This is a genomic window from Delftia sp. 60 (genome assembly GCF_002754395.1).
GTDB classification, from domain to species: domain Bacteria; phylum Pseudomonadota; class Gammaproteobacteria; order Burkholderiales; family Burkholderiaceae_C; genus Comamonas; species Comamonas acidovorans.
Genome location: NZ_PEFD01000001.1, coordinates 686262 through 701543, shown reverse-complemented (window position 1 = coordinate 701543; position 15282 = coordinate 686262). Strand labels below are relative to the sequence as shown.

The following is a 15282-nucleotide window of genomic DNA, read 5'->3' as shown; positions in this document are numbered from 1 at the left end:
CCGCTTTCACATCGAATTACGCGGCTTTTGGTGGGCTCAGGACTTTTTGTCCCTCTGCTGAGTTGGTTTTCGGAGCTGCCCCGGCGAACTTTAGGGGGACTTCACAAGATTTTTTGCACCGCGCGGCATGGCCATACGCGCGGTGCCTGGTTCGCTGTTACAAAACGGGCGCCACAGGAGCGGCCACACCCAGATCCTCATAGGAGACACGCAGATCCACAGGCTCCTGCCCCTGGCACCAGCGGGTCCAAGCCTGGCGCATCCCCATCGCCAACGAGCGCGCCACAATGTCCGCCTGCTGCGGCTCCTGGGCCTGCAGGCGTGCGCGCAGCCCCTGGCGTATCTGCTGCAGCTGCGGCAAATGTGCCTGCCAGTACGTAGCCTGGTCCAGCAATTGCGCCAGGTCCCGCGCTGCAAAGCCCTGGTCCAGGCCCACACGAGCCATAACTTCAGCCGACTGCCGCCCCGCCAACAGCTCCCCCATCAGCGTCAGCGTGGGCACACCCATCCACAGTGCGTGGTTGGTGACCACTCCGCCCGTGAACGGCAGAGTATCCAGGCAGATATCTATGTCATGGTGGGCCTGCAGATAGTGCTCGAATCCCATCTGCTCCACAAAATCGACGCGCTGCGCGGCCACGCCCTCCTCGGCCAACCAGTCACGCAGGTGCTGGGGAGGACCGGAACGAGGGCAGGCCGCGATCTTCAGCCGCGCCGTGGGCAGGGCGCGCAGCACTTCACCCCAGACGGCAACCACCTTGCGGTTGATCTTGGACAGGCGATTAAAGGAGCCAAACGTCAGGTGGCCGTTGCCCAGGGCCGGCAGCGGCGCCACGGCTTCCTGGTGAATGCCGCCGTCGAAGACATAGGCCAAGGGCAGGCGCATTATCTGCTCGGTGACCTGCGTCTTGACTAGGCCATGATCCAGTATTAGATCGCTAAGTACGATGTAGTCCATGGTTTCCAAGCCAGTGCTGCCTGGGTTGCCTATCCAAGTCAGTTGCACCGGTGCCGGACGTACCGCAAACAAATCCAGTCGATGGCCCCGCGTGTGGCCACTGAGATCAATCAGCATGTCAATGCCGTCGGCCTGGACCAAGGTGGCTAGAGCCTGCACATCCATATCGCGGACGCCGCGCCACAGTTGGAACAGCCCTTGGAACTCCTGGGTAACCTCGTCGTGGATCTCGTTGTTGCAATAGGCGATGTGGACCATGCCGCCATGCTTTGACAACTCGCGCATCACGGGCAGGAAGAACTTGGCTGCCGCATGTTTGCGCAGATCGCCGGACACAAAGCCCACACGCAATACCTTGCTAGGATCCCTAACATTGGTGAACTCCACGCGTTGCATACAGGAGTAGATCTGGCTCATAAGGGCCCCATACTCGCGGTTAGCACGCCCCACCGAAACCGCCGAGGAACTCGGCGAGTGGATCATCGCGAACAACCTCGCGCTATAGGCCGGCTCGTAGTCCGGATGCAGCTGCGCCAGTTCGTCAAGTTGCTGCATGTGGCGCGACGCATCACCACTGCGCTCCAAGTAGGCGGCCCTTTGAAACATCAGCTGACGATCGCCCGGCAAACGCTCCAACGCTTCGCGCAAAGCCAAATCGAGCGCCGGCAAATCGCGCATCTCCAGCAGTACCTGACAACGCAGGGTATGTGCACGGGCATTGTCGGCGTCGATCTGCAACGCCCGAGTGAGCATTTCCAGAGCCCCGTCCCATTTCTTTTGCGCAAACAATGTGAAGGCGGTTTCGCAATACAGCACCACATTCACCGGCTGCAGCTGCAGCGCCTTGAGCAGGCAGGTTTCTGCTTCCGCCAGCCGCCCTCCTTCACAGAGCAACAGGCCCAGCTTGAGCAGCAAATCCAGGCTCTCTGGCGCGATATGGAGCGCCATCCGGTAGGCTGTTTCCGCTTGGAGCATCCAACCCGCTTGGCTCAATACTTGCGCGCTAGCTAGGCAAAGCCGTAAGTCCTGAGGCCGCTGCTTCATCAGTAGCACCAAAAATTGAGCGCACTCCTGGAGCCTGCCCGTGCCCAGTAGTGCTGCCGTCAGGCGCGACAAACTATCAGCGTCGTCTGGATCCAGCAGCAGCGCGTTCACATAGCAAGGCAGGCTGTCCTCGGTACGGTCCTGGGCACAAAGTGCATCGCCCAGATGCGAGAAAGCCTGGGTCCAATGCGGCCGCAGCGCCAAAGCCGCGCGCATGGCCCGCTCGGCCTCGGCCGCGTGGCCTGCCTGCAGGCAGATGCCCCCCAGGTTGAACTGCACCTCGGCATCGCGCGGCAGCAGGCTGGCCGCCTGGCGCGCTGCCTGCAGGGCCGCCTCGATGCGGCCACCCGCATGATCGGCTGCCGCCTTGAGTTTCCAGACCATGCCGCTCTTGGGATACTGGCGCACCAGCGAGCCCGCCAGCTGACTGGCCTCGGCATGCTCCCGCTGGGAGAACAGCTGCATCAGCAGCCGCAGTTGCGCCTCGGGCACCCGGCCCCGTCCATCGCCGGCAGCAGGCGCCATCTCCGGCTCAGCCGGCCCCAGCGGCCAACGCGCGGCCTGCTCCTCCAGAAACGCTGCGGCCTGGGCGCCCTGCACCAGAGCCACATCCTTTTCCAGCTGCTCCAGCGCAATCTCCTGCATGCCGTTGGCCCGTGCCACGTCGATCAGCGAGATGGCCATGCCCAGCAGCCCCTCGCGGATCAGCATGTGGATGTACAGGCGCCAGTAGCCAAAATCCGCAGGCCGCACGCCGATGGCCGCCTCCAGATAGGGCAGCGCCTCTGCGCTGCGCAACTGGTGCAGACCCAGCAACTGGGCCATGCCGTGCAGGGCTTCGGCCTGGGCAGGCTCCAGTTCCAGCACCTTTTCATAGGCTTGGCGGGCCTGCTCGAACTGCCACTGGTCGTGCAACTGGCGGGCCTGCTGCAAATGCTCGTTCGTATTCATCTTGGTCATCAAGGTTGCGGGCAAGCGCCCCACCACAGGCCCGGCACCCAGGCCGACACCCGCACAAATACCGCCATCGTGCAGGCAAGCGCGTCGGCACGGCGCCTGGATAAGCGGGAACAAACCGCATTTCTTCCACTTTTACCAGGTGGCCCGGCCACCGCCCAGGGAGCCATGTGCCATCATCTCCGGGATTCGCTAGGACAGCATCACCCCGCACAGCATCGGAACAGGACTCGCTTTCGCCTACAGTTTCACCCTTCCGGCGCAGAGGCGCTCTGCGAAAATTCATCGAAGCGTCTGCCCTCATAGACGGGCGCGTAGCCCTTTTTCAGGAACCCATCCCATGCCCTCCATTGACCAATTCATCGAAAGCTTTCTGACCGCCGTAGACTTCCAGGAAGCCGTCGAAGTGACCCCCGAAACCGAGCTCAGGAGCCTGCCCGAGTGGGACTCCCTGGCTGCGCTGGGCGTGATCGTCATGTTCGATGTCGACTACGGCAAGACCATCACCGGGGACGACCTCAAGAACTGCTCGACGATCACCGACCTCTACAAGCTGCTGGGATAATCACCATGGCGCTGTCCACTCTGCACAACGTCCGCTTCGCGGGCATGGCCAGTTGCGTTCCTCGCCGCATTCTGGACAATCTTTTAGATTGCCCTCCCCAATTGCGTTCCGAACGCGAGCGCCTAGTACGTAATATTGGCATCCGCAATAGACGCATCTGTCATGAATGGCAATGCTTCTCCGACTTGGCTTTTGATGCCGCTAATAGACTGCTTGAAGACCTAGGTTGGCAGCGCAATGAAATTGACGCACTCATTGTGATCTCCCAATCGCCGGACTATCCGATGCCATCTACAGCTATTATTCTGCAAGATCGTCTTGGTCTTCCGCAGACGGCTATTGCCTTCGATGTTAATCTAGGGTGCTCCGGCTACCCTTTTGGACTACATTTGTTAGGCAGCATGATCTCAGCAAGTGGTATTAAAAAAGGTTTAATACTCGTCGGCGATAAATGTGCCTCCGTCCAAGACCCGTTGTTCTCTGATGCAGGAACAGCTACTGCGCTGGAATTTGACTCTCAAGCTGAGCCAATGCATTTCAACCTTAATAGCGATGGAAGTGGCCATCGAGCTATTATGCTACCTGTAGGCGGGCATCGAGAACCTTTTAGCGCCGAGCATCTCATACCGACCAAAGATGAGAACGGCTTCAAACACTGGCCCAACGCGCTGCATTTGGATGGCCCCGCTGTATTGAGTTTCTCCACACAAAAGGTTCCTCCTGCAGTAGTTCAGCTAATTGACTACGCAGGCATTAAGAAATCCGACATTGACTACTTCATTTTTCATCAAGCCAATCGGATGATAAATGAAACAATTCGCAAAAAACTTGACCTTTCCACCGAAAAGACACCCACTACGCTACACGATTTTGGTAATACGAGCGGCGCATCTCTACCCATTACAATTACAGCCCAACTTCGCGAGAGTCTTATGAACTCTAATAGTAAGCTACTTCTTAGTGGATTTGGAATTGGCCTTTCATGGGGATCATGCATTTTGAATACAGATAAATCAACAGTCTTCTCAGAACTGGTAATCTCATGACAGATGCATTCAGCCTAAATGGGAAAACCATTCTTATTACAGGAGCAAGCTCTGGAATAGGTAAGCAAATTGCCTGTAGCTGTGCAGAGGCAGGTGCCAGCGTCATTGTATCAGGGCGCGACAGTGAAAGACTGCATGCAGTATTGACATCTTTACCCGGATCGGGACATAGCTCTCTAATACTCGATCTCACCAATGATGTTGCGCTGAAGTGCGCAGCAGAGATGGTAGAAAAAATTGATGGTGTGGTCCACTGCGCTGGCATATCTATGCTGTCACCACTGCGACTGGTCACTCGATCACACATCGAAATTCAATTATCATCCAATCTTATCGGCCCAATGTTGCTAACAAAGCAGCTATTACTTCGAAACTCCATAAACCAAGGTGGATCAATAGTTTTCATATCCTCAATCTCTGCACACATTGGTGTTCACGGTGTATCTTCTTATTCTGCAAGCAAAGGCGCACTTGAGGCAATGGCCAGAAGCCTTGCAATGGAGGTAGCAAAGAAGAGAATGCGCGTCAATTGTCTTGCTCCTGGCCTTGTACAAACCCCCATGTATGAGGCTGCCGTGAGTACAACCGGCGGATTAGAGGAAACGATAAAAAATTACCCACTAGGAATTGGAAAACCTGAAGATGTGGCATATTCAGCCATTTTTTTACTCTCTAATGCGAGCCGCTGGATTACAGGCACAACCTTGGTAATAGATGGCGGCCATACTGTTGGCTAATGAAGCGCAAAAAACTGATCATTATAGGAGCCGGCGGCTTAGGCCGTATCGTACACGATGTACTATCTCAAGACGAAGAGGTACTTAATGCATACGAATTGCATGGCTTTCTTGACACGCGACCAGATATCGATTTACCACCAGAATTACAAGAAAAGGTTATTGGATCGCCATTGACGCACGAGCCACAGCTCGATGAGATCTTTATACCGGCAATCGGGGACCCCAATTGGCGTAAAAAACTTCTAGCCCCATTGATATCTAGAAACGCAGAGTTTTACAGCTATACCAGAAAAGCCTCTATAGCCGCACGATCGCAAATAGGACATGGTGTTTTTATCACCCCAGGTGCAGTTATTTCCACGGACTGCCGTATTGGTGATTTTTCTTATATTGACACTTATGTCATACTCGGTCATGACGTCCAAGTGGGGAAATATTGCATGATTGGTGCAATGAGCTTTATGGCAGGCGGTGTTCAGGTAGGCGATGGAGTCGCCATGCACCCGCGAGCCACCATCTCAAAAGGAGTTCATCTAGGAAATGATTGCATTATCGGCATTGGATCTGTTGTGGTCAAAAACGTCGCGGCCTGTTGCACAGTCTTCGGCAATCCTGCCAGAAATATTTTCACATCTTAATTCATACCATAATGCCGAAGACAATATTGCCTCCAGAATGCTACACTCAAGATAAATGGCTTGAGTTTGAGCACAAGCATATTTTCAAAAAATTATGGTTACTAGCTTGTTTAACTCAACAATTGAGAAATGAAAACGACTTTGCCACTTGTGACTTGGCTGGAGTCCCTATTTTTTTACAGAATCTTGAAGGGAAAATAAAAGCTTTTCGCAATTCTTGTCCGCACAAAGGCATGCCAATTCAAACGGAATTGTGTGGCAACAGGAAAGCTCTATGCCCTTATCACGGATGGAGTTTTGACTGCAATGGCAAAGTCCGAGGCATACCAAATGCAGGCCTTTATCAATTTTCCAGCGAAGAAAAAGAATCCCTAGGACTAGAAGAGTACCCTGTCGCCATACTGGGGAATTTTATTTTTATTAATTTTGAAAAAGACCCTCCACACATAGAGGATCAATTCAACGCATCTCTAATCAGAATACTGAAAGATGCATCAAATCATTTCTCAAGCGAAATTTCATACACCACGTTTGAATGTGACTATAACTGGAAGTTGAATTTCGAGAATGTTACAGACTTCAATCACATAAAATTTGTACACCCAAAGTCTTTCGCTCCATTAATCGATTTCGCAAAAGACGGCGCTTATAGCGAAACCTTCAAAAATACATCTAAAATATTTGATGAGAAATTCTCTACCGGTGAAGAAATCAGACAATCATCTCCGAGAGTTTCAACAAAAGACATTAGCTTTTGGGGACGCGCTCCTTTACCATACAAAGAACGTTGGTATTCAAAATTCCTAGACGCCTGCGACATCGGCGGACATTTTGCATGCCACATATTCCCAAATGTCAATTTTGGCTCCATACACGGAGAGAATTTCTTTCTACAGCAATTTAATCCGATAACACCCGGAAGGTTTCTCTACCGATCTTGGGTATTCACCTCTAAAACAAGAGATGCGAAATCTCTACCACATCTTCTTTGGGGAATACACCACGCCGAGAAAAGAGTAATTGATGAAGATCGAGTTTTACTTGCAAAACTTCAAAAATCCTTAAGCTCAGGCGAACGGGTTGGTTATGTCGGAAATCACGAGCACCCTCTAATATCTATAGGGAAATGGTATATGGAGAAATACAATGATTCTCTCGAAATCCCTCACTAAGCCTTTGCTTATTGTTGGACCAGACAACTCGGTCAATAATACTTTTGGCTTGGCAAAAATTTCTGCGCCTACAAGACGCTTGGAGAAACTAATCGTCCCAACAAAGGACTACTACGGATTCGACCTCTCAGGCCTTGAAAAATACTCCCCAGATGAATGGCGTATTTGCAGCAGCACAAATGAATTTTATTTGAATGATGTCCGCAGAGTTTTTCACGAATTGATGATAAAAAGAGGCTTCATTGAAGAATCCATTATATCACCAAACGCATATATACACGAAAGCGCCATAATTGGAGAAGGCTGCATAATACATAGCGGCTGCTCCATTGATGCCGATGTGAATATAGGAAAAAAACACTACTACGGCCAAACACATGCATTGGAGAACATACGGCTATAGGTGAATTTGTCACATTGGAATCAAATGTATCCATAAGAGAGCACGCTCACATAGACTCCCACACTCTTGTATCTGCAAATAGTAGTATTGCTCGGATGGTTAAAATAGGAAAATACTGCTATCTCAATCAACAAAAACAATACACAGAATCTCTGCAAGATTATACATCAATATCCTCCATTTTCTCTAATCCAGTTAGAGCATATATCTAATCAACAACCAATTGACTAACAAAACCATGATCAACTCCGCGATCGATATAGCTTCCGCTCCCCCCATGGATAAATTCATGCAGGTTTTGGAAGAATATAAAAGGGATCCTCACTTTTGCATTCCAATCAAGGTTCGCGAAATTCTTGAGAAATATAAAAACAATTCAAAATTTATTTTGCTTGGGAGCAAGGATTTTTCGGCAGCGCTTGCAGCAGCCATCCCTGGAAAAGGAATAGTGCTTCATGTTGTCGATGATTTTAAATGCCACAAAGGCCTGCAATTCGCCGGACTGGATATCATATCGACCGATAAATTCCTTGATCTAGCAAAGAAAGATAGCTCCATCATCGCCATCAACTGCTGTCGATTCGATTACTCAAAGAGATTTTTTGATGAAATTTGCAGAATCCATGAAATCCCTCATTTAAACCATGAGCAAGCCGCTAGAGCTCTAGACCTAAACTCGACTTTAGATTATCGACTTGCCGATTGGGGGGGAACCATACTAGAGCGAGCAGATGAATTCCTAGCCCTAGAGAATAGACTCGCCGACACATACTCAAAAGAAAGTCTATTAAGAGTATTGACTTTCCATCTGAGCACAGACCCCGAATGGTATCAGAATATTTCTAGACCTTACCCCACTCTCTATTTCCGATCCGGCTTATTCAATTTTAGTGATAATGAGAAATTTGTTGATTGTGGAGCATCTATCGGAGAATCAACTACGGCCTTACTTGGAACCACCAAAGGAAGCATTGGTCACTCATGGCTGATTGAGCCCGATAAATTCAACATAAAAACCCTGCAGAGCTTACTTAAGAAATACGATGGGACGTATCTTCAAAACAAATTATCACTACATCCTTATGCGGTGGGAGAAGAAATATCGGAAGCCCCCTTCCATCACATGGGTGGCCACGGAGGCTGTATTGCAGCTACAAACGATAGTTCATTAGGGAAAGTCGATATTCGCCCGGTGGACTCCATAATAGATGACATTCCCACTTTTATCAAAATGGACATTGAGGGCTTTGAACTCCCGGCACTCAAAGGCTGCACTCGCTCCATCCAAGCAGGCCATCCCAAACTTGCGATTTCTGCTTACCACAGATCAACTGATCTACTAGACATACCCGCCTTCATTGATTCCATTTCAGATGGATACAGGATTGGCTTGAGACATCATACAGATGATCGCTGGGATACTTGCCTTTATTTCTATAAAGATTAAAATCTCCAAAAGCAGAGAATTTCTTACACTTTAATTCTCTGCTGAAATAACTGATTATTCTACCCGAACAGCATCAATAATACGCAGACGATGACTTTCTTGCATTCTCAAAAAAAATGGCAATCCCAACAACGATCCTGATAATGAATCCGCATTTGGCGTCTCCAATTTTTCGCACAACGAAATAAGAGCCGGCATAAGATGCAAAAGCGGCTGATACCACCGACGAGTGGTTATTCTCGCCTCTTCGCATCTCTTCTCCAGTTTCATCCGAGCATTTTCATCAGAAAGCCGCGCACAAAGTAATGTCGGTGCTTTCAATGCACCGCCACCCCCTTCTGTCTGCCAACGCAACGCTCCTCTACTAGCAATTGTCAGAGATTCCTTCATCTGAGCTTCAAGCAATCTGCGTTGCTGTGCATGTGATTCCCAAAAAGAAAGTGATGCCAGCCCAATAGCCGCATGATACTCACTCAACTTTGCATTAGTTCCCAAACTGGCCAAAGCCCCAATTTGTACAGAATGTCCTTTCTTCAAATTGATCCCAAAATTTGAAAGCTCACGCACTTTCTCAGCTAAACCATCACGCGTTGAAACTACGAGGCCTCCTTCTGCAGCAGGCAAGCTTTTCGTTGTATGCAGACTGAACACCAAAGTCCCTCGGGCTCCTTGCAACCACTGGCTGCCATAAGATGCAGCCGCATCAATAACGACAGGCACACCGGCCTGCTCCTCAAACTGGTGCCACGCGTGCATATCATGCGGCATTCCAAAAGTTGCAACTGGCATAACAGCATCCACTTGAGTGCGAGCACAAGCCTCAGCAGCAATATCAGGCGTCAGCATCCAATTACTGGCGTCCACATCGGCAATTATTGGAACATGACCTACTCTCAATATCGCTGTTGCTGTTGCCACAAAGGTGAACGCTGGAAGCAATATCCGTGACCCTGCTGGCAGGTCTAGCGCTTGGAGAACGAGTTCCAAGCCCAATGTTGCATTGGCAACTGTGGTCAGATTCTCAACGGATACTTCAAAGCGCTGTGCGAACTCAGCCTCTAATTCATCCACCAGCGGTCCAAAGTTAGAATAATGCCGCGATGCATGCATACGCTCCAACCACGGCATTAATTGCTGGGGCGATGGCATATCAGGAACAAGTAAGGGCACCCATTCGCTAGTCGCTAAAACATCCATTCCATTCCGAATCATGCGACTGCTCCAGTTTCTGCAAAAGCAGATTCGAGATCCATCGTAATGCTGAGATTTTTCAAATCACTGCTCAGCCAATTTATCCACATTAACCGGTAAGCCTTTTCAAGGTCGGTTGTGCGAGAAGCATAGTCCATTAGTACGCTGCGCTCTAAATTGGAGCGCACCGATAGCCGCATTATTCGCAGTCGTTCAGCATCCCCCATCAAATGCAGTGCAGCTTTAATGTATTCATTAATATCAGAGGCAATCTCACCACCAAAACCCAGACCTTGCAGGGTACGCGCGGTAGATGCATCCACCGCTCGCTCCGCATCCAGCGCCACAATCGGTAGCCCCATCCACAACGCATGCAAGGTCGTCGTCCCCCCGGAAATGGGCGAGGTATCCAACGCCACGTCGGCGATATGCCCCAGTTCCATGAAACCATCGAGCGGCTGCTGATGCAGCACGGACACGCGGTCCAGCGGCATGCCGGCGGCCTCCACGCGCGGCTGCATGTGGGCTTGCGCAGCGTCCGGGTCCTGCTCCTTGACCATGATGATCAGACGCGCGTCCTGGCGTTCGTGCAGGATGCGCGCCCAGACCGCCAGCATCTCGTCGGTGATCTTGGCGGAGTTATTCAGGGAGATCAGTGTGGGATAGCCATTGCGCAGCATGGGCGGCTCTTCGCAAATGGGCGAGTACTCCGGCGGTGCGTAGCTGGCCATGCAGGCCAGTTGAAACAGGTTCTCGGAGTAATACGGAGCGTGATTGGGCGGCGCGATACCTGCATCCACCAACCGGTAATCCATGGCCTTCATCCCCAGCGTATGCATATAGCCCAGCCAGGTCACCTGCACGGGTGCGGCGCGGCGGGCGAAGACTTCCAGGCGGTGGCCCAGGGTGAAGCCTGACAGGTCCACCAGCACATCGATGCCGTCGGCGCGGATCTGTTCGTAGAGCTGGTCGTCGGTCTGCTCGACCGCATCGTGCCAGTGCGGCACCAGGGCGCGCAGCTTCTCGGTCATCTTGTCGGGGCGGCCGCTGGAGTAGACGTGGATCTCGACGTTGTCCGGGTTGTGGTGCTCCAGCACGGGCCGCATGAAGAAAGCCACCGAGTGCTGGCGGAAGTCGGCCGTGACATAGCCGACCTTGAGCTTTTTGCGCGGGTTGCGATCGCGCGGCGGAAAGGGCTTGGCGTTGCGGGTCAGCGGGTCGGCGAAGCGCCGGCCCCAGTCACGCGCCACTTCCAGGGATTTGAGCGGATCGCTACTGGTGTGCGAGTGGATGTAGGCCCGCGTCATCCAGTGCGTGTTCTCGTTCTTGGCGTGGCGGCAGGCGTCGTCGATCAGGTCGCAGGCCTCCTGCCTGCGCCCCGTGCTGAACAGGGCCAGTGCCAGCAGTCGCTGGGCGTTGGGCATGCGGGGCTCTATCTCCAAGGCCATCTGCAACGCTTCCATGGCCTGCGGCCAGATGCTCATGCGCACGTAGACAAAGCCGATGTGCAGCCAAACCTTGGAGTTGCGCGGGTCCCGGGCCACCAGTTGCGCCAGATCCGACAGTGCCTCCAGGAACTGCGCGCGATCGACCATGGCGCGGATGCGGGTCAGCTCGCTGTCGATGCTGGGCGGCTGCGCAGCGGCAGCAAAGGCGTTGGCAAGAGGTGAAGATGGCATGGCGATGCAGCAGAGGAAGTATCAGGCCGGCCCGCGGTCGGCCCGCGGTCCGCACGCTTGTGCGCGCGGTGACACAAAGAATAAAACTGTGCCGACTATCCTCGCATGCGCGCCACGCGATCCGCTATTAAGCGCCCGCCTTGCAAGACTCAAACAGGCACCGATTTGCCGGCCTTTTTGGGCTTTTGGCGCGCAGCGGCGCGTTTACACCTGCATCTCAGGGCTCTCAAGTATTGATGCCTGCGGTCGATAGCTTGACAAGCCATGGGTTCGTCGATGGCCGCCACCCCGCCACGGCCCAGTGTCAAAACAAGCGCGCATTTCCAAGCCAGTTCCGACTTTTCCATCGGGACACCTCTGACAGAATCCACTCCCATGCTTGTCATCATCGGATACATCGTCGCCTTCGGTTGCATCTTCGGCACCTATGTGCTGCACGGGGGCAACGTCCAGGTCATTCTCAAGGCCCTGCCCTTCGAGATGGTGACCATCGGCGGCGGCGCCATCGGCGCCTTCATCGTGTGCAACCAGCCCAAGGTGCTCAAGGCCACGGCCAAGGCCATCCCTGGCGTGATGAAGAGTTCGCGCTACACCAAGGCCCGCTTCATGGAGCTGATGGCCCTGCTGTACGAGATTCTGCAAAAGGCCCGCAAGGAGGGCCTGATGTCCATCGAAAGCGATGTGGAGGCACCCAACGAGTCGCCCATCTTCACCAAGTACCCCGAGCTGCTGGCCGACCACCATGTGGTGGAGTTCCTGACCGACTACCTGCGCATGATGGTGTCGGGCAACCTCAACTCCCATGAGATCGAGTCGCTCATGGACAGCGAGATCGAGGCGCATCACGCCGAAGCGCATGCCCCGGTCAATGCGTTGACCCGCCTGGCCGGCGCCCTGCCCGCCTTCGGGATCATTGCCGCCGTGCTCGGTGTGGTGAACACCATGGGCTCGGTGGGCCAGCCGCCTTCCGTGCTGGGCGGCATGATCGCCTCGGCCCTGGTCGGTACCTTCCTGGGCATTTTGCTGGCCTATGCGCTGGTGGAGCCCATGGCCGGCCTGGTGGAGCAACGCGCCCAGGATGCTGCCAAGGAACTGGAGTGCATCAAGACAACCTTGCTGGCCAGCATGCAGGGCTACAACCCTGCCACGGCCATCGAGTTCGGCCGCAAGGTGCTGTTCTCCACCGAACGTCCCGGGTTCCTTGAACTGGAAACCCACGTCAAGGGCAAGAAGTAATCCTGCGTCCAGCAGCGTCAAGCCATGGCAGAGAAAAAGTTACAGCCGATCATCATCAAGCGCGTCAAGAAGACGGCGCATGCACCCCACGGCGGTGCCTGGAAGATCGCCTATGCCGACTTCGTGACCGCGATGATGGCCTTCTTCCTGCTGATGTGGCTGCTGGGCTCCACGGCCAAGGGTGAACTGCAGGGCATTGCGGCGTATTTTTCCTCTCCGCTGAAGGTGGCGATGGCCGGCGGCGACGGTGCGGGCAACAGCTCCAGCGTGATTCCCGGCGGCGGCAATGATCTGGCCAAGGTGCACGGCCAGGTGCGGCGCTCGGAGGCGGCGGACAGCTCCAACCGGCGCACCAGCGTCGATGCAGGCCGCGCTGACCAGGCCCAGGTGGATTCCAACCGCATCAAGGCGCTCAAGGCCAAGGTGGACGCGATGATCACCAGCAATGCGCGCCTCAACGAATTCCGCTCGCAGATCCGCACCGACGTGACGCCCGACGGCCTGCAGATCCAGATCGTGGACGAGCAAAACCGCCCCATGTTCGACAGTGGCAGCGCCATGGTCAAACCCTACATGCGCGACATCCTGCGCGAAGTGGGCGCGGCCCTGGCGGGCGCGGAAAACCGCATCAGCCTGTCCGGCCATACCGATGCCGCCCCTTACGGCAATGCCGACCGCGGCTACAGCAACTGGGAGCTGTCGTCCGACCGTGCCAACGCCTCGCGCCGCGAGCTGGTGGCGGCCGGCATGCCGCTGAACCAGCTGGCCCGCATCACCGGCCTGGCCAGCAGCGACCTGCTGCTGCCCGATGATCCGCGTGCCCCGCAGAACCGGCGCATCACCATCACCGTGCTCACGCAGGAGGCTGAAAAGCGCCTGCTGGGCCACCGCGGACCTGTGACACGCAACGCCTTGCCGCCCTCATTGGCCGGCGGCAATGGCGGCACGGCGAATGCGGCCATCACCGAATCCGCAACCGGCGAGACCGCTGCGCAGCCCGCCGCCACCTCGCCTGCAGCTGCCCCGTCTGCGCCCGCGTCACCTGATCGTGTAACAAATTAAGGTTTGCGCCCGATGCTGCCGAAAAGCAGGAAAATTCCCACATTGCGCCAAGAAGGTTTCATATTGTTACCATCGCGGCGGATTCTTACCAGTACCGAGCACCTACCGACCGAAAGGGCCTCACGTGGCTAATGCCCTGCGTTTTTTGATCGTTGACGACTTCTCCACCATGCGGCGCATCGTGCGCAATCTGCTCAAGGAGAGCGGCTTTCCCGAAGCCGATGAAGCCGAAGACGGCGTCGTGGCACTGCACAAGCTGCGCAACAGCAAGTTTGATTTCGTGGTGACGGACATCAACATGCCCAACATGAACGGCTTCCAGCTGCTCACCGAAATCAAGCAGGACGACAAACTCAAGCACCTTCCCGTGCTGATGGTGACGGCCGAGGCACGCAAGGAGGACATCGTGGCAGCGGCCCAGGGCGGCGCGGCAGGCTACATCGTCAAGCCCTTCACCAAGGCCACGCTGGAAGAGAAAGTCAACCTGATCCTCAAAAAGCTGGGCCTGTAGGGCACGCGCCATGAGCAACCCGGATGTCCCCGACAGCGTCCACTACAAGGTGGGCGTTCTCACGCGCCAGCTGCATGACTCGCTCAACGAGCTGGGCTATGCGGACCGTTTGCGCGGCAGCATGGGAGAGCTGCCGGACGCGCAAAGCCGCCTTTCCTACATTGCGCGGCTGACCGGAGAAGCCGCCGAGAAGGTTCTGAACCGCGTCGAATTGGCCAAGGTCCAGCAGGACCGGTTGGCCGAGCGTGTCCGCGCCATGCGGGCACAGATGGTCGAGGACCCCGTGGCGGCCGTGGCCAAGGGCCGGGTGATGAACTTCCTGGAGGAAGTCGAGCAGGGCACGCAGCAGGCCGACGAGCACCTCACCGAGATCATGATGTCCCAGGACTTCCACGATCTCACGGGCCAGGTCATCGCCCGCGTGGTCTCGCTGGCCGCCGATCTGGAGGACCAGCTGGTGCAGCTGCTCATCCAGACCTCGCCCAACCCGCAGCAAACGGCGCTGGAGCCCCTGGAAAAGCCCAAGGAGCACCTCGCCGGCCCCGTGGTCGATCCCGAGAAGACGCCCGATGTGGTGACTTCGCAGTCCCAGGTGGACGATCTCCTGGCCAGCCTGGGATTCTGATCACCCCA

Annotated in this window: 14 protein-coding genes; 11 read left to right on the top strand and 3 right to left on the bottom strand. The window is 54.6% G+C overall.

Going from position 1 to position 15282, the window contains the following annotated elements:
• Nucleotides 1-157 precede the first annotated feature (157 nt).
• Entirely contained in the window at nucleotides 158-2953 is a 2796-nt protein-coding gene (locus CLV01_RS03160; RefSeq protein WP_257221179.1) for an O-linked N-acetylglucosamine transferase family protein, read from the bottom strand.
• 346 nt (nucleotides 2954-3299) lie between these two features.
• Between CLV01_RS03160 and CLV01_RS03155 the strand changes: the two genes are divergently transcribed.
• The 7 genes from CLV01_RS03155 (at nucleotide 3300) to CLV01_RS03125 (ending at nucleotide 8970) form a co-directional block, all read left to right on the top strand.
• The gene (locus CLV01_RS03155; RefSeq protein WP_012202547.1) at nucleotides 3300-3524 is read left to right on the top strand and encodes an acyl carrier protein; all 225 of its coding nucleotides are present in this window, start codon (nucleotides 3300-3302) and stop codon (nucleotides 3522-3524) included.
• 5 nt (nucleotides 3525-3529) lie between these two features.
• A complete protein-coding gene (locus CLV01_RS03150) occupies nucleotides 3530-4570 on the top strand; it encodes a ketoacyl-ACP synthase III (protein ID WP_099732404.1) in 1041 nt (346 codons plus the stop codon).
• On the top strand, nucleotides 4567-5307 hold the full coding sequence (locus tag CLV01_RS03145) for an SDR family NAD(P)-dependent oxidoreductase (RefSeq protein WP_099732405.1): 741 nt from the start codon (nucleotides 4567-4569) through the stop codon (nucleotides 5305-5307). Before CLV01_RS03150 ends, CLV01_RS03145 begins: the two co-directional genes overlap by 4 nt.
• The gene (locus CLV01_RS03140) at nucleotides 5307-5948 is read left to right on the top strand and encodes an acetyltransferase (protein WP_099732406.1); all 642 of its coding nucleotides are present in this window, start codon (nucleotides 5307-5309) and stop codon (nucleotides 5946-5948) included. The genes CLV01_RS03145 and CLV01_RS03140 overlap by 1 nt, the downstream gene beginning before the upstream one ends.
• A gap of 11 nt (nucleotides 5949-5959) precedes the next feature.
• Complete coding sequence (locus tag CLV01_RS03135) at nucleotides 5960-7120, top strand: aromatic ring-hydroxylating oxygenase subunit alpha (protein WP_099732407.1); 1161 nt, start codon at nucleotides 5960-5962, stop codon at nucleotides 7118-7120.
• Complete coding sequence (locus tag CLV01_RS03130) at nucleotides 7095-7523, top strand: hypothetical protein (RefSeq protein ID WP_099735275.1); 429 nt, start codon at nucleotides 7095-7097, stop codon at nucleotides 7521-7523. Before CLV01_RS03135 ends, CLV01_RS03130 begins: the two co-directional genes overlap by 26 nt.
• Before the next feature lie 238 nt (nucleotides 7524-7761).
• Nucleotides 7762-8970 carry an FkbM family methyltransferase gene (locus CLV01_RS03125; RefSeq protein ID WP_218968174.1) on the top strand — a complete coding sequence of 403 codons (1209 nt, stop codon included), beginning with the start codon at nucleotides 7762-7764 and terminating at the stop codon, nucleotides 8968-8970.
• 54 nt (nucleotides 8971-9024) lie between these two features.
• Here the strand turns inward: CLV01_RS03125 and CLV01_RS03120 are convergent, their stop codons facing one another.
• Both CLV01_RS03120 and CLV01_RS03115 read right to left on the bottom strand, forming a co-directional pair.
• Nucleotides 9025-10182 (bottom strand): DegT/DnrJ/EryC1/StrS family aminotransferase, encoded by a 1158-nt coding sequence (locus CLV01_RS03120; protein ID WP_257221178.1) that lies wholly within the window; start codon nucleotides 10180-10182, stop codon nucleotides 9025-9027.
• Nucleotides 10179-11840, bottom strand: a complete 1662-nt coding sequence (locus CLV01_RS03115) for an O-linked N-acetylglucosamine transferase, SPINDLY family protein (protein ID WP_099732410.1) — start codon at nucleotides 11838-11840, stop codon at nucleotides 10179-10181. The genes CLV01_RS03120 and CLV01_RS03115 overlap by 4 nt, the downstream gene beginning before the upstream one ends.
• 375 nt (nucleotides 11841-12215) lie before the next feature.
• On the opposite strand from CLV01_RS03115, the gene motA reads away from it, so the two are divergent.
• From motA to CLV01_RS03095, 4 genes are all read left to right on the top strand, one after another.
• Nucleotides 12216-13076 (top strand): flagellar motor stator protein MotA, encoded by an 861-nt coding sequence (gene motA / locus CLV01_RS03110; protein ID WP_012202536.1) that lies wholly within the window; start codon nucleotides 12216-12218, stop codon nucleotides 13074-13076.
• Nucleotides 13077-13100: 24 nt separating this feature from the next.
• Complete coding sequence (motB, locus tag CLV01_RS03105; RefSeq protein WP_099732411.1) at nucleotides 13101-14138, top strand: flagellar motor protein MotB; 1038 nt, start codon at nucleotides 13101-13103, stop codon at nucleotides 14136-14138.
• A 124-nt stretch (nucleotides 14139-14262) separates the two neighbouring features.
• Nucleotides 14263-14649 carry a chemotaxis response regulator CheY gene (cheY, locus tag CLV01_RS03100; protein WP_012202534.1) on the top strand — a complete coding sequence of 129 codons (387 nt, stop codon included), beginning with the start codon at nucleotides 14263-14265 and terminating at the stop codon, nucleotides 14647-14649.
• Nucleotides 14650-14659: 10 nt separating this feature from the next.
• On the top strand, nucleotides 14660-15274 hold the full coding sequence (locus CLV01_RS03095; RefSeq protein ID WP_012202533.1) for a protein phosphatase CheZ: 615 nt from the start codon (nucleotides 14660-14662) through the stop codon (nucleotides 15272-15274).
• The last annotated feature ends 8 nt before the right edge of the window (nucleotides 15275-15282 follow it).